Here is a 19,125-nt window from a genome sequence, read left to right as displayed (position 1 = left end):
GCGCCTATAAGGTCCTGCAAAGACGAAAATATGGGAGGACCCTCGACGCGGCGCGCCTGATGCAGGCGCGGCGCCGTCCGGCCTCCGCAGCGAGGACGCACGATGCAGCGCATCCCGGTCGCGCCCCGCGCCGACTGGCGCGAGAAGGCCGAGGCCCTGGGCTTCACGTTCCACACCATGCACGGGCAGGCCTATTGGGACGAGAGCAGCGCCTACGCCTTCTCCCTGCGCCAGATCGAGGACGACGTCGAGGACCCCGCGACCGGGCTGCACGCCCTGTGCCTCGAAGCCGTCGCCCATGTGGTCGGGTCGCAGGAGCTGATGGAGCGGCTCGGCATCCCCGACGCCCACCGCGACCTCGTCGCCGAAAGCTGGCGCGCGCGGGAGCCGTCGCTCTACGGCCGCTTCGATCTCGCCTATGACGGGACCGGGCCGGCGAAGCTGCTGGAATACAACGCCGACACGCCCACCTCGGTCTACGAGGCCGGCTCCTTCCAGTGGCTGTGGCTCGAGGACATGCAGGCCGCCGGGGCGCTGCCCTGCGCCGAGCCCGACCAGTTCAACCTGCTCCACGAGACGCTGGTCGAGCGCTTCCGCGCGATGCTGCCCCCCGGCACGCCCGTCCACTTCGCCTCGGCCCGCGGCCACCAGGAGGATTTCGCCACCGTCGAATACCTCGCCTGGATCGCGAAGGAGGCGGGGATGGTCGCCCACTACGTCCCCCTCGACATGATCGGGGTGACCGCGACGGGCCAGTTCGCCGACGACGAGTCCCGGGTGATCGGGACCCTGTTCAAGCTCTACCCGTGGGAGGACATCCTCCTCGACGATTTCGCCGACCGCATCGCCGGGGCGCACTGCCGGTTCATCGAGCCGGCGTGGAAGGCGCTGCTGTCCAACAAGGGGATCCTGCCGGTGCTGTGGCGGCTGTTCGAGGGCCACCCCAACCTGCTGCCCGCCTTCTTCCCCGACGAGATGCAGGGCGGGAACGCCGCCTTCGACCGCGCGCGCGGGCAGCTCGAGCGCGGCCATGTGATCAAGCCGATCTTCTCGCGCGAGGGCGCCGGCGTCGAGATCGTCGAGCGCGGCCGCACCACCGAGCGTTCGGCCAATCGCGACTACGACCGCCACCCGGTGGTGGTGCAGGCCTATGCGCCGCTGCCGGTCTTCGACGGCGCCCGCCCGGTGCTGGGCGCCTGGATCGTGGGCGAGACCTGCGTGGGCCTGGGCGTGCGCGAGGACGACGGCCGCATCACCCAGGACCTCAGCCGCTTCAAGCCGCATTTCATCCGGGACTGAGCCCCGGACCCGCCCCTCCCGGAGCCGATCTCCGGACCCGACCGCGAAACCCCGCCGCGCCGCCCTCCCTTCCGGCGGCGCAGGCCCCAGATCTCGACCCTGACGAGGACCGACCCATGACCCAGACCCGCAAGCGTTCCCGATCCGCCAGGGCCGCCCTGAAGGGCTGCTCCGGCGCCGCGTTCGTCCTGGCCCTCGCCGGCTGCGAGCAGGAGCAGGACCTGACCTTCTTCGAGACAAAGGAGCAGTGCTACCGCGGCGCCGTCGTCTCGGCGCAGCTCAGCGAGGCCGACTGCGACGAGGCCTTCGCCGAGGCCGTCGCCGAGCACGCCGTCGCCGCCCCGCGCTACGAGAGCCTGGAGCTGTGCGAGGAGGAGCACGGCGCCGGCGTCTGCGGCAGGCCGGAGCAGGTCGGGGGCGAGACCGATCCCCAGCACGCGGGCGTCTCCTTCATGCCGTTCATGATGGGCTACATGATGGGCAGCATGCTCAGCGGCGGGCAGTCCCACGCGGCGGGCCGCCCCCTCTACCGCGAGGCGCGCTCGGGCGGCTGGTTCACCACGAACGGGACGCGGACCGGCTTCTCGGGCCGGCCCGGCGCCGTGACCCGCGGCTTCGCCTCGACCCTCGCCGCGCCGCGCACCACCGCGATCGCGGCCCCGATGACCCGGGCGACCGTCACCCAGGCCGGCGGCTTCGGCGCCGCCCGCTCCGCCGCCACCGGCCGCGGCTTCGGCGGCTTCGGCGGCTGAGCCGGGGCCCCCGCCGCGCGTCCCTCCCCCGCCCCATTCCGCGCCTGATCCCGGGGCGGACGGGCGGGGTTACCGTTGACGTATCGGCCTCTCGCAGCCGGGGGGCGCTTGTCCGGGCTTGATCCGCAACCGGGGACCGCATCGCCGTCTTCCGCGAGGACCCCGGCGCCTGCCGGCAGGCGCCCCGCTGCAGCCGCCTCGGCGTGCCGGGGCCGGCGGCGATGGAGCAGACGAAGACCGTCCCGGAAGAAGACCGCCCGCGGCGCTACGAGCGTGTCGGGCAGGCCGGCGAGCTGCAGCCGATGTTCGCCCGGTTCTCCGATACGCTCCTCGACCGGGAGGCCAACGAGACCCTGGCCGGGTTCGTCCGCGAGAAGATCCGCGAGATCGTCGACGACCCGGAGTCCGCCGAGGCGCTGCGCCCGACGGACCATCCGATCGCCTCGAAGCGCCCCTGCCTGGACGACGGCTGCCACGCCACCTTCAACCAGCCCCAGGTCAGCCTGGTCGACCTGCGCAAGGATCCGATCAAGGGCATCGCCGCGACCGGGGTCGAGACCGCCAAGGGCCTGCATGAGCGCGAGGTGATCGTGCTCGCCACCGGCTTCGACGCGGTGGCCGCGCTCGACTGGGCGGCGAAATCGGCGGAGGCGCTGGGGGCCGCCTCCGGCAAGTTCGCCGTCGCGGGGGGGAGCGCGGGCGGCCAGCTGGCGGCCTCGGCCGCGCAGCACGCGCGCGACCGCGGGGGGCCTGTCCTCTCGGGCCCGCTTCTGGTCACGCCGGCGACCGACGGCGACTTCGCCTCGCCCGCCTGCACGCAGAACGCCGCCCTCGCGCCCCCTCTCTCAGTCGTCCGCGGCGCGCCCGGTCTGCCAGGTCGAGGGATTGCCCCCGAACCCGCGCTTGGCCCGCTGCGACAGCCACCATCCGGCCTGCACCGGGGCGACGTCATAGCCGTCGAGCCCCAGCTTCAGCGCCGCGTCGACCGCCCAGTTGGGGTTGTGCAGGAACTCGCGCCCCACCGCGATCAGGTCGGCGTCGCCGTCCTGCAGGATCCGCTCGGCCTGGTCGCCGTGGATGATCAGGCCCACGGCCATGGTCGGGATCTCGGCCTCGCGCCGCAGCTTCGCGGCCCAGGGCACCTGGAAGCCATAGGTGTTCACGGTGGGAAGGCTCGGCGGCTTGTCGGTCGTCCCGCCCGAGGAGCAGTCGATCGCGTCCACCCCCAGCGGCTTCGCCGCCCGCACGAAGCGCACGTTCTCGTCCGGCCCCCAGCCTGCGTCGTCCTCCATCGACAGGCGCAGGAACAGGGGTTTGTCCTCCGGCCACTGGGCGCGGACGGCCTCGATCACCTCCAGCGGGAAGCGCATCCGGTTCGCCTCCGAGCCGCCGTAGGCGTCCTCGCGCCGGTTGGCGTGGGGGGAGAGGAAGGAATGCAGCAGGAAGCCGTGGGCGACGTGCAGCTCCAGCACCTCGAAGCCGGCCCGGTGGGCGCGGCGGGCGGCCTGGGCCCAGGCGTCGATCACGCCCGGCAGTTCCGACAGCTCCAGCGCGCGGGGCGCGGGCCAGCCTTCTGCGAAGGGGACGGCGCTGGGGGCGACGGGCTCCCAGGCGTCGAAATCGGGGATCTCGGGCGAGCGCTCCAGCGGCCCGCGCTGCTGCCAGGGGAAGCGGCCGCGGGCCTTGCGGCCGGAGTGGCCGAGCTGGATGCCGGGGACCGAGCCGTTCTCGGCGATCACCCGGGCGAGGCGGGAGATCGGCTCGACGAAGCGGTCCTCGGACAGCAGCAGGTCGCCCACGGTGCCGGCGCCGCGCCGCTCGACCTTGGTGGATTCGACGAACACCAGCCCCGCGCCGCCGGCGGCGAAGCGGCCGACGTTGATCGCGTGCCAGTCCACGGGCAGGCCGGCCTCGCCCTTGTATTGCAGCATCGGGGGCACGACGACGCGGTTGCGCAGGCGCACGCCCCGCAGCTCGAGGGGCGTGAACAGCAGCGGTGTGGTCATGGATCCTCCCCCGGCGCCGGGCCGGCGTGTCGTTGTCCTGGGGCCTCTTCGAGGGCCGGCGGCGATCAGAGGCCCGCGAGTTGACAGCTGTCAACTCGGGGGACCCGGGGTCAGCGTCGCCAGACCTGGTCGCCGTCGCCGGCGGGCTCGATCACGCCCTCGGTCCCGACCGGCTCCACCGCGCCGTCGGTGAGGAAGGCGATCCCGGCCGCGTCCTCGGCCGGGATCCGGGCCACGGAGCGCCGCGCGCCGTCGAGGCTGCGGGCCACGACCACGCCCCAGCGGGGCGCGCCCTTGCGGTCGTAGAGGACGGTGAAGGATTCGATGCGGGCGGGGCCGGGCATTTCCTCGACCAGCTCGGGGGCGGGGCGGCGGGCGGCGTCGGCCTCGGCCTGGACGTCGAAGTCCCTGGGGAAGGCGGCGCCGGGGATCGGCTCTCGCGAGACGACGATGGCGTGGTTCTTGGTGGCGAAGCCGCCGTTGGCGAAGAGCAGGCCCAGCCGGCCCTCGCGGCGCAGCTTGAGGACCATCTCGACGACCGCGTGGGCCATGTAGTTGCCGATCGGCCCGCCGCCGAAGGTCAGGCCGCCGAAGACGGTGGCGGGGCGATCCGCGGGCCAGCCGATGATCCGCCGGGCCATCTTGGGCACGCAGGGGAAGCAGGAGTAGAGCTCGACGTGATCGAGCTCCCCGGGCTGGATGTTGTTGAATTCCAGCGCCTTGGTCAGGGCCGCGGCCATCGAGGGGGAGGCGTCGAAGCCCTCGCGGGTCAGCGGGTCGGCCGGCTCGTGGCCGGCGGCGCCGGCGCCGACGTGGATCAGGCGGTCCTCGGGGACGCCGCGGCGCCGCGCCTCGGCGAGGCTGGTCACGATGAACCCCGCCCCCTGGTTCACCGAGGAATTCGCCACCATCAGCTTGAGGTAGGGGTGCGCGATGGGGCGGTTGTCGGGGCCGGCCTCCAGGATCTGTTCGGCGGTGGCGCCGCGCTTGATCCAGGCGCCGTCGGAGGCGGCGGCGACCTGGGCGAAGCGGGACCAGATCTCGCCGGTCTCGGCCTGGGCCTGCGCCAGGCTCTGGCCCCAGGCGGCGCGGGTGGCGGCTTCGTAGAGGGGGTAGACGTCCACCGGCGCCAGCAGCCCGTAGCGCCGCCGGATCGGCGAGGCGGCGGCGGCGGCGACCTCGGCGACGGGCTTGTAGGGGGGCTCGCGCCCCTCGGCCAGCGCCTTGCGGGTCAGGTGGGCGGCGGTGCGCAGCGCCTCGGCCCCGGCGACGGCGCAGATCTTCGCCTCCCCCGCGCCGATGCGGTTGGCGGCCTCGTTCAGCAGGCGGATCGGGCCGTCGCCGCTGGCGGTGGGGGTGGTGTAGACGTGCGCCGGGGCCGCCCCCAGCGCCCTGGCCAGCGCCGGCGTCGGGTCGCCGAGCTGCGGGCAGGAGATCTGGGCGGTGGTGGCGAGGCTGTCGAGGTCGGCCAGCCAGCCCTCTCCGCCCGCGTCGGCGGCGGCGCGGCGCAGGGCCTGCGCCATCAGGCCCAGCGAATCGAGGCCCTCGTCGGGGTCGTCGGGCCGGTCGTTGATCTGGCCGACGCCGACGATGACGGGCATGCGGGCGGGGTCGGTCATGGGGGGCTCCTTGGGGACGGTCAGGCGGGGAGGGGGGCGTCGGGGACCTCCAGCACCCCCTCGTGCAGGAGGCGGGCGGTTTCGCAGGGCGGCAGGCCCAGCCACTCGGCCGCCGCCTCGAGCGAATGCTCCCCCGCCAGCGGGGCGGGGCGGGAGGGGGGCGCGGGCCAGGCGTCGACGCGGGCGGGGGCGGCTTCCTCGAGATAGGGACGCTCCACCAGCGGGTGCCGGGCGCGGCGATAGAGGCCGCGGCCGGGACGCTCGGCCCACTCGGGCAGGTCGACGGGCCGCAGCATGGCGCCGGCGGGCACGCCCGCGGCCTGCAGGTCGGCCATCGCCTCCTGCGGCGAGCGCCCGGCCAGCCAGGCGCGCAGGGGCGCCTCGGCGGCGGCGGGATCGGCGAGGCGGCCCGACGCGGCGGCGAGGTCCGGATCCCAGGCGAGTTCCGGCCGGCCGAGCGCGCGGGCGAGGGCCGCCCAGTGGGCGTCGGTCCCGACCGCCACGGCGCACCAGGCGTCCTCGCCGGCGCAGGGGAACACGCCCCAGGGGGCGCCGGGCGCGCGCTCGGGCAGGCCGGCGGCGCGACGGGCGATGTCGACCTCCAGATGCGCGAACATCACCTCCGCCTGGCTGATCGAGGCCCTCCCCCCGCGCCCGGTGCGCAGTCGGCGGATCAGCAGCGACAGCGCGGCGGCGAGGCCGAAGCGGGCCGCGGCGTGGTCGGGGTAGATGGTGACGGCGTCGGAAAAGCCGTCCTCGACCTCGGGGTAGCGCCACTGCTCCGTCAGCCCGGCGCTGGCGCGCACCAGGGGGCCGTAGCCCATGCGTCCCGCCCAGGGGCCGACGTCGCCGAAGGCGGAGCTTTCGACCGTGACGAGGCGCGGATTGGCGGCGGAGAGGGCCTCGGGGCCGAGGCCCAGCTTCTCCATCGTGCCGGGCTTGAAGTTGGACAGCACCAGGTCCGCCTCGGCGGCGAGGCGCAGGAACAGGGCCCGGCCCTCGGGCGCGCGCAGGTTCAGGCCCAGGCTACGCTTGTTGCGATGGCCGACGGCGAAGCTGGCGGTCATCCGCACGCCGACCATCGAGGCGCGGGTCCCGTCCGGAAAGGCCCGCGATTCCACCTTCAGCACGTCGGCGCCGAGGTCGGCGAGGATCCGCCCCTGCTCCGCCCCCACCACGATCACGCCGAGGTCCAGCACCTTCAGGCCCGCCAGCGGACCGGCGCCGGGGGCGGCGGGCTCGGGGGCGGGGAAGGGGGCGGCGGGGGCGTCGGGCAGGGCCTCGCCCAGGGCGGGCGGGCCGCGACGGGGGCCGGCGCGGCGGCCGTCGATCACCGCCACGCCGTCGGGCAGGGTCGCGGTCCCGCCGTCGAGCGTCGGCACGCGGGTCAGGGCCCCGCGCGCGGCCACGTGGCCGGTCGCCAGCGCCTCGTCGAGGGTCAGGAGCGCGCCGACGGGGACGCCGCGGGCGCCGCCCTCGGCCTCCAGCTCGGCGCGGGTCTTGTCGGCGAAGAAGGCGGCGATGGCGGCGTTCAGCGCGGGCGTCTCGAAGCGCACCCGCGTCTGGGCGAAGCGCGGGTCGGCGAAGGCCGCGGGGCGGCCCATCCACGCGAACATCGCCTGCCACTGGCGCGGCGAGAGCACGCAGATCCGCACGCGGCCGTCGGCGCAGGGCAGGATCGGGTAGAAGGCGCCGACCGGCGGGCGGGGGCGGGGGATCTCTTCCAGAGACAGGCCCTGCGCGGCGGCGACGCCGGCCGCGCCGGCGATGCCGAAGACCGGGTCCAGCGCCAGCGCCGCCCCGTCCACCAGCGCGATGTCCAGCAGCGCCCCGCCGCCCCGCCGCATCCGGGCGTAGAGCGCGGCCAGCGTCAGCATCAGCGCCTGCGAGGCGGCCGAACCCTCGGCGATGCGCCCGGGCGGGATCAGGGGCTCCGCCCCCTCGATCCCCGAGCGCGACAGCGAGCCCGAGAGCGCGTGCATCACCGGGTCCGCGGCGCGCCAGCGCGAGAAGCCGGGCGTCATCCCGAAATCGGAGACGCCGACCACCACCAGCCCCGGGAACCGCGCGCGCAGATCGTCGGGATCGAGCCGCAGCCGCGCGTCGGGGCCGAGGTCGAGCAGCACCGCATGGGCCGCGCCCAGCCGCGCCGCCAGCCGCGCGCGGTCGCCCGCGTCCTCGGGGTCGTGCACGACCGAGCCCTTGCCCGCGTTGCGCACCGCGAAGGCGAGGCCGCGCAGCGGATCGTCCCCCGGCGCTGGCCGGTCGGGCTGGCCGCCCGGCGGCTCGATCCGGGTGGTCCGCGCGCCCAGGTCGGCCAGCGCGCGGCCGATGGCGGCCATCGGCCCGGACAGGAGGTCGAGAACCTCGAGGCCCTGCAGCGGGCCGGCGTCTTCAGGGGTCATTGCGGCGTCTCCCCGGCTGTCGCAGTCTGGCGTCTCGAGACCAGAATTACGGACGACCTCCGTCCGGAAAATGCACAGGAGCCGACGTCATGCAAGACCCGCGTTCCGTCGACCCGTCGCCCGAAGGGCCCGCGGACGACGGCGAGCCGGCCGGGACCGCGGCGCGCCGCCGACGCCCCGGTGCCGGGCGTCCGCGGGACGAGGCGCTGGAGGACAGGGTCTACGACGCGGCGATGCACGTCTACGCCGAAGGCGGCTGGTCGGGCTTCTCGATCGAGCGGATCGCCCGGCACGCGGGCGTGGGCAAGGCCGCGATCTATTCGCGCTGGTCGGACAAGCGCGACATCCTGCGCGACACGTTCGAGCGCCGCTGGGAGGCGATCGAGGAGATCGACGAGGGCTCGTTGCGCGGCGACCTCGCGGCGCTGGTGGCGATGGCGGTCAGCCGCTACCAGGACAACCGCGGCGCGGTGGCCCTGCACGCCCAGGTGGACGGCATGGTCTCGCCCGAGTTCCGCGAGATGGCGCTGCCCTTCATCACCCGCGCCGCCCGGCCGATGTTCCGGATGCTGGCCCGCGCGCAGGAGCGGGGCGAGATGGATCCGACCATCCGCAAGAGCCTGGCGGTGCTGCTGATCATGGGGCCCATCGCCTCCCGTTTCGCCCGGCTGGAGACGACCCCGCGCGAGATGACCGGCCAGGAGGCCGAGACCTTCTGCGCCGAGCTGGTCGACCTGCTGGAGCGCGCGCTCGCCCTGCGTCCCGGCCCTGCGGGCCGCTGACGCCGCTCCGGCCTGCCGGCCGCCCTCCCGTCCTCGTCGAACCGCCTGCGTCCGGGCCGCGCGAAACTGTTGCGCCGGCTCAACCGGAACCTATTGTGGACGTCAGGCGTCCGTAATTTGCCCCTCCGGGAATCGGACGGCGCCCCCGACCGCGGACCCCGCCGCGGCGAGGCGTTGGGGCTGCGAAGAAAACCAAGGATTTCTGGGAGGAAACCGCATGTCCACCACCCGGCTTGGCCTCGCCGCCATGGCCTTCGGCGCGCTCGCCTTCGGCGGCGCGCCCGCGCTCGCGCAGGGCGTCCCGCCCGGCTCCGGCAAGCAGGCGTTCATCGACGCGCTCGCCGACATGGAGCCGGTGCAGATGACCTTCCAGTCGGTCTCCTCGCCGGGCGAGAACTCGTCCCGCTCGATGGAGACCTACGCCCGGATGATCGAGGAATGGTCCGGCGGCAAGATCACGGTCGAGATCGTCTACGGCTCGGCGATCATCCGGGGCAACAACGCGCCGGCGATCGCCGACGGGCGGCTCTCCTACGGGGGCGTGATCTCGCAGTACGATCCCTCGAACTTCCCCATCGCCTCGGCGCTGGTGGACCTGAGCGTGGTCTCCGACCCGCGCCCGCTCTACGGGACGCTGCACAGCTACGGCGTGATGATGGAGGCCTCCAACGCCATCCCCGAGGCCTGGACCGAGCAGCAGGACTACGGCATCCAGCCGCTGATGATCCTGATGGGGGCGCCGCCCTCGGGCCTGTTCTGCTCGCAGCCGCGCACGGGGCTCGCCGACCTCGAGGGGGCGCGCGTGCGCTCGGGCAGCGTGATGCACGCCAAGGAGGTCGAGGCGCTGGGCGCCTCCAACGTCTCGCTGCCCTATTCGGAGATGTTCGAGGCCCTGCAGCGCGGCATCGCGGACTGCTCGCTGACCTCGCTGTCCACCGCCCATATCGCGGGCATCGTGCCGGTGGCGCCGCATTACGGCTACCCGACCGCGGAGTCCTTCGCCGTGACCTCGCTGGGCGGGGGATACGACCTCTATCTGTGGGAGGAGCTGCCGCTGGCCGCCCGCCAGCTGCTGTTCGACCTGCAGAAGGACTATGCCGAGCAGTACATGCGCTACAACCTGGTCAACACCCAGCGCGCGCTGCGCGTGGCGGCGGAGAACGGCGGCGGGGCGGTCCCGCTCGATCCCGCGCTGGACGAGCGGCTGGGCGCGGTGAACGAGGCCCTGCTGGCGGAGTTCGCGCAGACCGCCCGCGTCCCCGATCCCGCCGGCACGGTCGAGCGGTTCCGCGCCGCCGCCGCCAAGTGGACCCGGATCCTGGACGAAATGGGCTACGACGAGATCGATCCCGGCTGGGAAGGCTTCGTCGACTGGTACGACGACGAGACGGTGAACTTCGAGCCGTTCTTCGACCGCCTCTACCAGGAGGCGATGCTCCCCCATCGGCCGAAGTGATCCCATGACCCTCGCTGCAACCGAGGACGGCCGGACCGCCGGGGGCGTCTCGCGCCCGGCGGCGCTGGCCGTCAGCGTGCTGGCCACGCTGGCCGTCATGCTGCTGATGGCGCACACGCTGGCCAACGTGACGATGCGCTACGTGTTCAACATGCCGCTGCAGGGCGCCTCCGAGATCGCGGGCGCCTGGTACATGCCGCTGATCGCCTTCTCGGGCTTCGTGCTGGCCCAGGCCGGCGACCGGCACATCGCGGCCAACATCCTGTTCGACCAGCTGCCCCCCCGCCTGCGGCGGGAGGTGGCGGTGGGGGGCGCGGGCCTGTGCGCCGCGATCTGCGCGCTGTTCGCCTGGTTCAGCTTCGGCGAGGCGATGCACGGGCGCGAGATCGGGCGGATGGTCATCGCGGGCTCCTTCGAGCTGATCGTCTGGCCCGCCACCTTCGCCGCCCCCGCCGCCTTCGCAGCGCTGACCGCGATGCTGGCCTGGAAGACCGTCGCCCTGCTCGCGGCGCCGGCCGAGGCGATCTCGCCCGCCGCGCTCGGCGAGGCCGACGGGCCCGACGGCCGCGCCGCCGCGGGGCGCGGCGTCTGGCTCGGCCGGTTCGCGATCGTGGCGCTGCTGGGCGTCGCGGTCGGGGGGGTGCTGCTGTCCGAGAGCCGCACCGCCGCGGCGCTCTCGGCGCTGGGGCTGCTGCTGATCCTGCTGTTCCTGCACGTGCCGGTGGCCTTCGCGCTGGCCGTGCCGGGGCTGCTGGGCCTGTGGGCGATCCGCCCCCGCTCGGTCGAGACGATGCTGGCCGACAAGCCCTATGAGGCGACGGCGACCTGGACGCTTTCGGTCCTGCCGATGTTCGTGTTCATGGGGCTGCTGCTGTGGAAGTCGGGCCTGACCACCCGGATCTACGAGGCGGCGCGCCAGTGGCTCGCCTGGCTGCCGGGGGGGCTCGCGGTCTCGACCAACATGGCGGGCACGGGGCTGGCGGCGGTCAGCGGCTCGACGCTGGGCACCACCTACGCGCTGTCGCGCATCGGCATCCCCGAGATGCTGGCCCGCGGCTACGACCGGCGGCTCGCCGTCGGCTCGGTGATGGTGGCGGGCCTGCCGGGGCAGCTGATCCCGCCCTCGACCTTCCTGGTGGTCTACGCCGGCATCGCCGAGGTGCCGATCGGCCCGCAGCTGATGGCGGGCGTGGGGCCGGGGCTGCTGATCTCGGCGGTGTTCAGCCTGGCGATGGTGCTCTTCGCGCTGGCCTCGCCCGGCGCGGTGGGGCGCGGGACGGGGGCTGCGGAGCCGGTGGACTGGGCCGAGCGCTGGCGGGCGCTGGGCCGGATCTGGCCGCTGCCCGCGCTGATCGCGGTGGTGCTGGGGGGCATGTACTCGGGCGTGCTGACCGCGACCGAGGCCGGGGCCGCCGGCGCCGCCGGGGCGCTGCTGCTGACGCTGGTCCTGCTGGGCCGCGGCGCGCCGCGGGCGATCGTGGGCGCGGGCGTCGAGACGGTGATCGTCACCGGCTCGATCTTCCTGCTGATCGTGGGCGCGGAGATCCTGTCGAGCATGCTGACCCTCTCGGGCCTGACCCGCGGCTTCGCGGCCTGGGTGGGCGCGATGGAGTTCGGGCGGATCGAGTTCCTGCTGATCGTGATGGTCGCCTATCTGGTGATGGGCATGTTCATGGACCCGCTGCCGATGATGCTGCTGACGGTGCCGCTGCTGATCCCGATCCTCAACGGGATGGAGGTGTCGCTGCTGTGGTTCGGCGTGTTCACGGTGTTCATGGCCGAGCTGGGGATCCTGACGCCGCCGGTGGGGATCCTGTCCTTCGTGATGCACTCGATCCTGCAGGACCGGGCGGTGAACGCGGGCCAGCGCATCAGCCTGGGCGACGTCTTCGTCTCGGTGGCGCTGTTCCTGCCCATCGCGGTGGTCGCCGCGGTGCTGCTGATCCTGTTCCCCACCGTCGCCACCTGGCTCCCCGACAGCATGATGCTGCGCTGAGCGCCGCCTCCGGAGAGGCGCCGGCCGCCCGGCCCGCGCCTCTCCGATCGCCGACGCGGCTTCCCCCCCGGGGGGGCGTCGTCCGGCATGGCCCCGGCCGTCGCAGACCTGCGTTCGAGGCGTGGAACGCGGCGCGGGACGCGTCGGGATCGGCGGATCGAAGGATTTCCGGAGCACCGCTCCGAGGACCGCGGCGCCGCCGCGCCTGGGACGCAGGCGAAAGCGACGATCCGGCGATCGTCTCTTCGGTTCGGCGCTTTTCGGAGGGTCGTGGCTGGGGAACCTGGATTCGAACCAGGACCGACGGAGTCAGAGTCCACGGCCATAGATTGAATTTCCTGCGCTTTCCCGCAAACCGCGGAGAAAGTCGCCGATGGAAGATCAAGGGCTTACGAACCGCCTCCCAACCGAAGATAGGGGCGATCCGAAACGAAAAACCGCGGCGGAGGCTCGCACCTCGCACCGCGGCATTGAAGACTTCACAGGCGAATCCTACGCGGCTGATCCGGCCGCGGCAAGCGTGACTTGCGCGAACGTCTCGCGCCTCGCCGAGAAGATGCGACGGGAGAAGTCGCCCGCCGCCCGCATCGGCTGGGCCTGCGCCGCGCTGCTGGCGATGGAGCGCGACCACTGCCGCCAGCTGGTGCGCTGGATCGCGCCGACCTTCTTGCCGTCCCTGCGGCCGGCCGCGCCCTGGTCGCTGCAAACCCGCCTCGACCAGATGCTCGGCGAGGTGGAGCCGGGCAAGCTGGGCGCCGGGCTTGATCCCCTGATTGCCGACGACCTGTTCCTCATGGACCTGGAGGAAGGCGTCGCGAATGCGCTGGAGGCCGAGCTTGGCGACGGCGCGGACGGGATGGCGGAACAGCTGATCGAGCGTCTGGCGCAGCGCTATGGCCTCGACGTGCAGTTCGGCGGGATCGCCGCGGAGCTGGCGACATGAACGCCATGCTCCCCCTCCCGAACCGCTCGCTGGATGAGCTCCTGTTCTGGCTGCCGTCCGCGATCAAGAACCCCGAGGCGACCGCTTGGGAGCGCAAGTTCTGCGTCTCGATCCTCGGCCAGTCCAAGCGCCCCCAATGGAAGCCGTCCGCCGCACAGCGACGGACCATCGAGGGCATCATCGAGAAGCTGGTGTTCACAGGAGACGACGACTGCCAGGTGCTGGACGACGCCTGACCGCGACGAGAGCGGGGAGCTGGTGCGCTCCCCGCCCTTCCGTGCGGACGGTGCAGACGGTGGCGCATGGATTGTAGGGCCTACCACGGGGCGGGATCACAGGCCGACCGCAGTCCGAAAGGCTGAAGCGGGATCCCCGGCGCCATTCCACGGCGTCGCAAGTAGCAGCCGACCTCAAGGCGGTGGGACCGGGCGACCGGCGACCTTGAGGGCCTGAAGCGACGGGCCGGCTCCGCCGAGCATGATCGCAAGGGCTAGGGACCAACCCTGCCGACCCGGCGGGGCTGGTCGTCCTATGCCCTCGCTCAGAGCCTCACCACCAAGCATGAGGCGCAACGCTTGAAGAAAGAGAGGTAGAGACGCGATGTCGAAAGTTACGATCAGAGGCAAGCTCGCTTCGCCGGAAAACCTGCGCCAGTTGCGGTTCGCGACGGCTCGGGCGCTTACGTGGACAGCGCAGAGCGCCCAAGCCGCGGTCCGCAGCGAGTTCGGGAGCATCCTGCACGAACCTCGACAGATCACCCTGCAGAGCCCGAAGATCATCCCCGCGAAGAAGGACAACCTGACCGCCAAGGTCTTCATCAAGGATGACCTGGCCAAGGGCACCGCCCCGGCCAAATACCTGCGCGCCCTGGAGGCGGGCGGGCCTCGCGTCCCCAAGCGCTTCGAGAAGGCGCTGATATTCGCTCGAGTGCTGCTGCCGGGCGAGTATGCCACCCCACACCCCAAGGGGCCGCTGGTCAACGACGGGCCAGGCGTCGGGGGCACCTACACGAAGATGCTCTCGCAGTTCAAAGCAAGCCGCGACCCCAGCCAGAACGAGACCGAGACGAGCAAGAAGCGGAAGCGGAAGGGGAAGAAGTTCTATCCGCGCTTCTTCCGGCAGGGTGATGTCATCTTCGCGCGCCACAGCGCCAAGCGAGGCGACATCGTTCCAATGCTCAACATCGTCAAGGGTGCGCCGAGCTACAAGCAGACGCTGCGCTTTCGCGAGACCGTGCGGCGGACCGTCGAGAAGGACTTCCAGCGCCTGTTCGAGCAGTCGCTGCGCGACGCGATGAGGACGCGGCGATGACCGAAGAGCTTCGAGGTCCGAAGCGGGTCCTTCCCCCGGAGGCATGGGTGAGGGTAATTCGAACCCCGGTGGTTTACTAGCGTGAAGCCCCTGAAATAGCTGAACTATCGAGCCATGACCGCCCTGTTTCACAACCTTGACGCGACCCACCCGCCGCCCCCCGAGGTGACGAAATCGGCCTTCGCCGAGGAGCTGGGCTTGTCCAAGGCCCGCGTCTCGCAGCTGGTGGAGCAGGGCCTGCCGCTCACCGCGGACGGCAAGCGCGTCAAGCGGCTCGACGCCCTCGCCTGGTATCGTGAGAACATCGCCCCGCATCGCCGCAAGGCCCTCTCCGACAAGCCGAACGCCGACCCCCGGCGCGAGCTGGACCGGGTGAAGCTGGAGGCCGCCCGGATCGAGCTGGAGCGCGCCCGCGGGAACCTGGTCGACCGGGCCGAGGCCGAGAAGGCGGTATTCGAGCGGGCGCGCCTGGAGCGGGACGCGCATCTGGCATGGGTCAGCCGCGTGACGCCCCGGCTGGCGGTAGAGCTCGGGGTCGACGCCGCCGCCCTGTTCTCCGCCCTCGACCGCGAGATGCGGGCGCACCTGGTCGACCTCGCCGAAACCCCGCTGGACGCCCTGACCGATGACGACTGACGCCGCCCTGATCGACGCCGCATGGCGGGCCGGCATGATGCCCGAGAGGCAGTTGACGGTCAGCGAGTGGGCCGACGCCCACCGGATGCTGCCGGCGACCTCGGCCGAGCCCGGCCGCTGGCGCACCGATCGCGCCCCCTACCTGCGCGGGATCATGGACGCCCTGTCGGTGGGCTCGCCGCTGGAGCGCGTCGTCTTCGTGAAGGGCGCGCAGCTGGGCGGGACCGAAGCCGGCCTCAACTGGCTGGGCTACATCGTCCACAACGCGCCCGGCCTCGCGCTCCTGGTCATGCCGAGCCTCGACATGGTGAGGCGCAACACCCGCACCCGCATCGACCCGATGATCGAGGCGACGCCCGAGCTGCGCAAGCGCATCGCCCCCGCCAGGTCGCGCGACAGCACGAACACCGCCTTCGCCAAGGCCTTCCCCGGCGGACAGATCGTCATGACCGGCGCCAACTCGGCCGCCGGCCTGCGCTCGACCCCCGCCCGCTTCCTGTTCATGGACGAGGTGGACGCCTTCCCCGCCGACGCGGACGGCGAGGGCGATCCGGTGGACCTCGCCATGAAGCGCACCGCCACCTATCGCGGCCGGCGCAAGGTGCTCCTGGTCAGCACCCCGACAATCAAGGGCGAGTCGCGGATCGAGGCCGCCTTCCTCGAGTCCGATCAGCGCCGGTTCTTCATCCCGTGCCCCGCCTGCGGCGAGTTCCAGACGCTGGAATGGGGCAACATCCACTGGCCGCAGGGTCGCCGCCGGGAGGCCTACGCGTGCTGCCAGCACTGCGGGGGCGTGATCGAGGACGAACAGAAGCCCGAGCTGCTGGCCCGCGGCGAGTGGCGCGCCACGGCCGAGGGCGACGGCCGCACCGCCGGCTTTCACCTCTCCAGCCTCTACAGCGTCTTCGAGAGCTTCGGCGAAATCGCCGAGTGGCACGGCAAGGTGCGCAAGGATCCGGCCCGGCTGCAGGTCTGGGTCAACACCGCCCTCGGCGAGACGTGGGAGGATCAGGGCGGCGAGATGATCGACCCCGGCGGCCTTCTGGCCCGGCGCGAGGCCTTCGGCGACGAGGTGCCGGCGGACGTCGTCCTCCTGACCGCCGGCGTCGACGTGCAGGCCGACCGGATCGAGGCGCAGGTGGTGGGCTGGGGCGCCGGCGAGCAGTCCTTCGTCCTGGAGCACGTCATCATCTGGGGCGACCCCTCCGGCCCCGCCATCTGGGAGGCGCTGGACGCCTTCCTGCTGGAGCGGCGACCCCATGCCCGCGCGGTCCCTGACATGGGCCTGCGTGCCGTCTGCGTGGACACGGGCGGGCTGAACACCGCCATGGCCTACGAGTTCGTCAGGCCCCGCCTGCGCCGGCGCGTCTGGGGGATCAAGGGGCGGGGCGGTCAGGGCGTGCAGGCGTGGCCCCGCGCCGCGTCCAAGGGCAAGGGCGGTGCGCCCGTCTTCATCGTCGGGGTGGACGCCCTCAAGGACAAGATCGCCGCCCGCCTGCCCATCGCCGAGCCCGGCCCCGGCGCGATCCGCTTCGCCGCCGGCCTCGGCCCGGAGTGGTTCGACCAGCTGACCGCCGAGAAGGTCCGCACCCGCTACGTGAACGGCCGCCCGGTGCGGTCATGGGAGCCGAAGCGGTCGGGCATCCGCAACGAGGCGCTGGACTGCCTGGTCTACGCCTCGGCCGCGCTGCACGGGCTGCGGGTGCAGGGGCTGGACCTGGAGCGCGAGGCGCAGGAGATTTCGAATGTGGCGCTGAAGGCGGCGGGGCGGGCGGCGCCCGCGCCGGCGGCGAGGCCGACGCGGATCAAGTCGAAGTGGATGGAGCGGTAGGGCTACCGTCTCCACATCTGCTTGAATTCCTCATCGAACCAGAGTTCGACCTGTTCGCGAACTCCGATAGTCGCTCTGAAATTCAGGTAGGCGCTATAGTTTGCGCAAACCCATGAGTAAAAGTGATCGAACGACGGCTCTTCATCGGCCGTCATCTTGAGCCCCATTTCCTGCGCATAGATGTAGCACAGGCTGCGGATGGCGGCTTCGGCTTCAGCTTGCTTCATGGCCAGCCCTCGGCTTCGCCAGGCGCACGCCGGCACCGCCCCCGTTCTCGGCGATGAAAACGACCTCGGCCGCCTCATAGGCGGCTTTCAAAGCGGCGACGGCCGCCTCTGAAGCCCGGATCGCGCCCGAGCCTTCGGCCCGCTTGACGGTCGGAATGGAGATGCCCGCAGCCTCGGCGGCCTGCGCCTGAGACCATCCTGTGAGGGCGCGCGCAGCGCGAAGTTGAGCCGAAGAGATCAAAGGGGATTGATCCTTTGGGATCGGTTGTGCATATTGATCCCAAGGTATCACCCATTGAACGGGAGCGCCACCCATGACCCTGACTCGCCGCACCGCCCTGACCGCGCCCGCCCTTCTGGCGCTCCCCTCCGCCGCCCTCGCCGGCCAGGCCGAGCCTGACCCGGCCGTCGCCGCCTTCGAGACTTGGCGCGCCGCCCACATCGCTCGTCGCCATGCTGACGAGCCGACTTTCGAATTCGTGGAATGCCCGCCGGAACTCGCGGCCGTGGCCGACGCTGCGCTCCGGCGTGAGATGGAGGCGATGCGGGGCCTCATCGACGCACGGCCGAGCACCGCCGCCGGTCTCGCCCACCAGCTTCGGGCCATAGCCTTCTGCGCCGGCTTCGATTGGGCCTGCGACCACCTTCCCGTCGATCCCGTCGAGTGGAGGCCCGAGCTGTTCACCGACCTGGACGGCGACGCCTACGAGTATGGGGCGCTCGCGATCCGAGGCCTCTGGGGCGCCGTAGCGGCGACGGAGGCGATGGCGGCGCGGGTGTGAGATCGGTCAATAAATGATTTGACGGAGTCGCTTTGAATGGTCTACGGGAGTATATACCGCAGACCCGAGGACTGAACATGCCGAACGTCGACCTGGAAAACTGGCCCGTGGGCAACGAGGACGCCGCCCGGCTTTGCGGGACCACCGGCTCCGCTCTCCGCAACTGGCGCGGCAAGCATGGCCTGTTCCCGCAGAAGAAGCAGGGCGCCGGCACTCCCGCGGCCTTCGTCCTTCGCGACCTTCTCCGCATCGTCGTGGTGGCCCGCGCCGTGCAATTCGGCATCCCGCCTGAATTCGCCTGCCGCTTCGCCCGCAACGTCGCCTTCATGCCCTACCTGGTCTCCGGCCAGCCGGTGCGGATCGGCTGGCGCGACGGCGAGTATTCCGTCGCGGTCAACGAGGTGGACGACGTCCACGTGTGCATTCCCCTGCACAACGCTTGCGTCGAGATCGTGGACGCCCTCACCGCCGCCGTGGCCTTCGCCAAGGGCGCGGCCGAGGCCGAGGCTGCGAAAGAACGGTTCTGGGAGAAGGTCGAGAAAGCCGCCGCCACGCTGCCGGAGTAGGCGCGGGCGACATCTAGTTTCCGGCGCGCTTCGTCGCCGCGCCGGATCGGCGGAGGCCAACTTCCTCGTTGCCGCCTTCGCCTGCGCCGCCCGCGTCTGGAGATGTCCGCGGGCGGCGCACCCCGCACCCCTGACTAGGAGGCCTGATCGGTGAAGAACTACATTCAGCCCGGCGCCATGATGAGCGTGACCGCGCCCGCGACCGTCGCCAGCGGCGCCGGCGTCCTGGTCGGGATGCTGTTCGGCATCGCCGCCACCGACGCCGCCAGCGGCGCGTCCGTCGAGATCGCCACGGCCGGCGTCTTCGACCTGCCGAAGACCTCGGCGCAGGCCTGGACCGCCGGCGCGCCGATCTACTGGGACCCGGCCGAGGCCGAGGCGACCTCGGCCGCCGACGCGGGCAACGTCCTGATCGGCTGCGCCGCCGCCGCGGCCGCCAACCCCTCCGCGACCGGGCGCGTCCGCCTCAACGGCGCGGTCCCCGCCGCCGCCGTCCCCGCCTGATCGGAGCCGA

18 protein-coding genes and 1 pseudogene are annotated in these 19,125 nt (G+C 72.4%); 14 read left to right on the top strand and 5 right to left on the bottom strand.

Annotated features, from left to right (window positions below):
• The first annotated feature begins 102 nt into the window (after nucleotides 1–102).
• From BM064_RS09230 to BM064_RS28435, 3 genes and pseudogenes are all read left to right on the top strand, one after another.
• A complete protein-coding gene (locus BM064_RS09230) occupies nucleotides 103–1,299 on the top strand; it encodes a glutathionylspermidine synthase family protein (protein ID WP_092859477.1) in 1,197 nt (398 codons plus the stop codon).
• Nucleotides 1,300–1,415: 116 nt separating this feature from the next.
• Nucleotides 1,416–2,051, top strand: a complete 636-nt coding sequence (locus tag BM064_RS09225; protein WP_092859476.1) for a DUF1190 domain-containing protein — start codon at nucleotides 1,416–1,418, stop codon at nucleotides 2,049–2,051.
• 221 nt (nucleotides 2,052–2,272) lie between these two features.
• Nucleotides 2,273–2,854 (top strand): annotated as a pseudogene (locus tag BM064_RS28435) (alpha/beta hydrolase); the annotation flags it as partial.
• A gap of 42 nt (nucleotides 2,855–2,896) precedes the next feature.
• Here BM064_RS28435 and BM064_RS09215 read toward each other — a convergent pair.
• The 3 genes from BM064_RS09215 to BM064_RS09205 all read right to left on the bottom strand — a co-directional run bounded on the left by BM064_RS09215 (nucleotide 2,897) and on the right by BM064_RS09205 (nucleotide 8,081).
• Nucleotides 2,897–4,057: an NADH:flavin oxidoreductase/NADH oxidase gene (locus BM064_RS09215; protein WP_092859475.1), complete on the bottom strand. Its 1,161-nt coding sequence runs from the start codon at nucleotides 4,055–4,057 to the stop codon at nucleotides 2,897–2,899.
• Between the two features lie 110 nt (nucleotides 4,058–4,167).
• Entirely contained in the window at nucleotides 4,168–5,676 is a 1,509-nt protein-coding gene (locus tag BM064_RS09210) for an acetyl-CoA acetyltransferase (protein WP_092859474.1), read from the bottom strand.
• Between the two features lie 20 nt (nucleotides 5,677–5,696).
• Complete coding sequence (locus tag BM064_RS09205; protein ID WP_092859473.1) at nucleotides 5,697–8,081, bottom strand: CaiB/BaiF CoA-transferase family protein; 2,385 nt, start codon at nucleotides 8,079–8,081, stop codon at nucleotides 5,697–5,699.
• An 89-nt stretch (nucleotides 8,082–8,170) separates the two neighbouring features.
• On the opposite strand from BM064_RS09205, the gene BM064_RS09200 reads away from it, so the two are divergent.
• The 8 genes from BM064_RS09200 (at nucleotide 8,171) to BM064_RS09165 (ending at nucleotide 17,036) form a co-directional block, all read left to right on the top strand.
• Nucleotides 8,171–8,863 (top strand): TetR/AcrR family transcriptional regulator, encoded by a 693-nt coding sequence (locus BM064_RS09200; RefSeq protein WP_092859472.1) that lies wholly within the window; start codon nucleotides 8,171–8,173, stop codon nucleotides 8,861–8,863.
• A 217-nt stretch (nucleotides 8,864–9,080) separates the two neighbouring features.
• On the top strand, nucleotides 9,081–10,319 hold the full coding sequence (locus BM064_RS09195; RefSeq protein ID WP_092859471.1) for a type 2 periplasmic-binding domain-containing protein: 1,239 nt from the start codon (nucleotides 9,081–9,083) through the stop codon (nucleotides 10,317–10,319).
• Nucleotides 10,320–10,323: 4 nt separating this feature from the next.
• Nucleotides 10,324–12,315 carry a TRAP transporter large permease gene (locus BM064_RS09190; RefSeq protein WP_092859470.1) on the top strand — a complete coding sequence of 664 codons (1,992 nt, stop codon included), beginning with the start codon at nucleotides 10,324–10,326 and terminating at the stop codon, nucleotides 12,313–12,315.
• Between the two features lie 373 nt (nucleotides 12,316–12,688).
• The gene (locus BM064_RS09185; protein ID WP_143103293.1) at nucleotides 12,689–13,258 is read left to right on the top strand and encodes a hypothetical protein; all 570 of its coding nucleotides are present in this window, start codon (nucleotides 12,689–12,691) and stop codon (nucleotides 13,256–13,258) included.
• A complete protein-coding gene (locus BM064_RS09180) occupies nucleotides 13,255–13,494 on the top strand; it encodes a hypothetical protein (RefSeq protein WP_092859468.1) in 240 nt (79 codons plus the stop codon). Before BM064_RS09185 ends, BM064_RS09180 begins: the two co-directional genes overlap by 4 nt.
• A gap of 364 nt (nucleotides 13,495–13,858) precedes the next feature.
• Complete coding sequence (locus tag BM064_RS09175) at nucleotides 13,859–14,569, top strand: hypothetical protein (RefSeq protein ID WP_092859467.1); 711 nt, start codon at nucleotides 13,859–13,861, stop codon at nucleotides 14,567–14,569.
• A gap of 114 nt (nucleotides 14,570–14,683) precedes the next feature.
• A complete protein-coding gene (locus BM064_RS09170; protein WP_092859466.1) occupies nucleotides 14,684–15,205 on the top strand; it encodes a hypothetical protein in 522 nt (173 codons plus the stop codon).
• Nucleotides 15,195–17,036, top strand: a complete 1,842-nt coding sequence (locus BM064_RS09165; RefSeq protein WP_092859465.1) for a phage terminase large subunit family protein — start codon at nucleotides 15,195–15,197, stop codon at nucleotides 17,034–17,036. Before BM064_RS09170 ends, BM064_RS09165 begins: the two co-directional genes overlap by 11 nt.
• A 2-nt stretch (nucleotides 17,037–17,038) precedes the next feature.
• Here BM064_RS09165 and BM064_RS09160 read toward each other — a convergent pair whose 3' ends face one another.
• Together BM064_RS09160 and BM064_RS09155 are read right to left on the bottom strand one after the other, a co-directional pair.
• On the bottom strand, nucleotides 17,039–17,263 hold the full coding sequence (locus BM064_RS09160; RefSeq protein ID WP_092859464.1) for a hypothetical protein: 225 nt from the start codon (nucleotides 17,261–17,263) through the stop codon (nucleotides 17,039–17,041).
• Complete coding sequence (locus BM064_RS09155) at nucleotides 17,250–17,504, bottom strand: helix-turn-helix domain-containing protein (protein WP_092859463.1); 255 nt, start codon at nucleotides 17,502–17,504, stop codon at nucleotides 17,250–17,252. The genes BM064_RS09160 and BM064_RS09155 overlap by 14 nt, the downstream gene beginning before the upstream one ends.
• 73 nt (nucleotides 17,505–17,577) lie before the next feature.
• On the opposite strand from BM064_RS09155, the gene BM064_RS09150 reads away from it, so the two are divergent.
• From BM064_RS09150 to BM064_RS09140, 3 genes are all read left to right on the top strand, one after another.
• On the top strand, nucleotides 17,578–18,045 hold the full coding sequence (locus BM064_RS09150; protein WP_092859462.1) for a hypothetical protein: 468 nt from the start codon (nucleotides 17,578–17,580) through the stop codon (nucleotides 18,043–18,045).
• 77 nt (nucleotides 18,046–18,122) lie between these two features.
• Nucleotides 18,123–18,611 carry a hypothetical protein gene (locus BM064_RS09145; RefSeq protein WP_092859461.1) on the top strand — a complete coding sequence of 163 codons (489 nt, stop codon included), beginning with the start codon at nucleotides 18,123–18,125 and terminating at the stop codon, nucleotides 18,609–18,611.
• A gap of 150 nt (nucleotides 18,612–18,761) precedes the next feature.
• Nucleotides 18,762–19,115, top strand: a complete 354-nt coding sequence (locus tag BM064_RS09140) for a DUF2190 family protein (protein ID WP_092859460.1) — start codon at nucleotides 18,762–18,764, stop codon at nucleotides 19,113–19,115.
• Nucleotides 19,116–19,125: the final 10 nt, after the last annotated feature.

This window comes from Albimonas pacifica, from assembly GCF_900113695.1.
GTDB classification, from domain to species: domain Bacteria; phylum Pseudomonadota; class Alphaproteobacteria; order Rhodobacterales; family Rhodobacteraceae; genus Albimonas; species Albimonas pacifica.
The sequence above is the reverse complement of the archived record's forward strand: the minus strand, read 5'-3'. Positions and strand labels throughout refer to the sequence as shown.

What these genes read in the sequence shown, in the direction of transcription:
- BM064_RS09230 (WP_092859477.1), top strand. Translation starts at nt 103, where the DNA reads ATGCAGCGCATCCCGGTCGCGCCCCGCGCCGACTGGCGCGAGAAGGCC.
- BM064_RS09225 (WP_092859476.1), top strand. Translation starts at nt 1,416, where the DNA reads ATGACCCAGACCCGCAAGCGTTCCCGATCCGCCAGGGCCGCCCTGAAG.
- BM064_RS09215 (WP_092859475.1), bottom strand. Translation starts at nt 4,057, where the DNA reads ATGACCACACCGCTGCTGTTCACGCCCCTCGAGCTGCGGGGCGTGCGC.
- BM064_RS09210 (WP_092859474.1), bottom strand. Translation starts at nt 5,676, where the DNA reads ATGACCGACCCCGCCCGCATGCCCGTCATCGTCGGCGTCGGCCAGATC.
- BM064_RS09205 (WP_092859473.1), bottom strand. Translation starts at nt 8,081, where the DNA reads ATGACCCCTGAAGACGCCGGCCCGCTGCAGGGCCTCGAGGTTCTCGAC.
- BM064_RS09200 (WP_092859472.1), top strand. Translation starts at nt 8,171, where the DNA reads ATGCAAGACCCGCGTTCCGTCGACCCGTCGCCCGAAGGGCCCGCGGAC.
- BM064_RS09195 (WP_092859471.1), top strand. Translation starts at nt 9,081, where the DNA reads ATGTCCACCACCCGGCTTGGCCTCGCCGCCATGGCCTTCGGCGCGCTC.
- BM064_RS09190 (WP_092859470.1), top strand. Translation starts at nt 10,324, where the DNA reads ATGACCCTCGCTGCAACCGAGGACGGCCGGACCGCCGGGGGCGTCTCG.
- BM064_RS09185 (WP_143103293.1), top strand. Translation starts at nt 12,689, where the DNA reads ATGGAAGATCAAGGGCTTACGAACCGCCTCCCAACCGAAGATAGGGGC.
- BM064_RS09180 (WP_092859468.1), top strand. Translation starts at nt 13,255, where the DNA reads ATGAACGCCATGCTCCCCCTCCCGAACCGCTCGCTGGATGAGCTCCTG.
- BM064_RS09175 (WP_092859467.1), top strand. Translation starts at nt 13,859, where the DNA reads ATGTCGAAAGTTACGATCAGAGGCAAGCTCGCTTCGCCGGAAAACCTG.
- BM064_RS09170 (WP_092859466.1), top strand. Translation starts at nt 14,684, where the DNA reads ATGACCGCCCTGTTTCACAACCTTGACGCGACCCACCCGCCGCCCCCC.
- BM064_RS09165 (WP_092859465.1), top strand. Translation starts at nt 15,195, where the DNA reads ATGACGACTGACGCCGCCCTGATCGACGCCGCATGGCGGGCCGGCATG.
- BM064_RS09160 (WP_092859464.1), bottom strand. Translation starts at nt 17,263, where the DNA reads ATGAAGCAAGCTGAAGCCGAAGCCGCCATCCGCAGCCTGTGCTACATC.
- BM064_RS09150 (WP_092859462.1), top strand. Translation starts at nt 17,578, where the DNA reads ATGACCCTGACTCGCCGCACCGCCCTGACCGCGCCCGCCCTTCTGGCG.
- BM064_RS09145 (WP_092859461.1), top strand. Translation starts at nt 18,123, where the DNA reads ATGCCGAACGTCGACCTGGAAAACTGGCCCGTGGGCAACGAGGACGCC.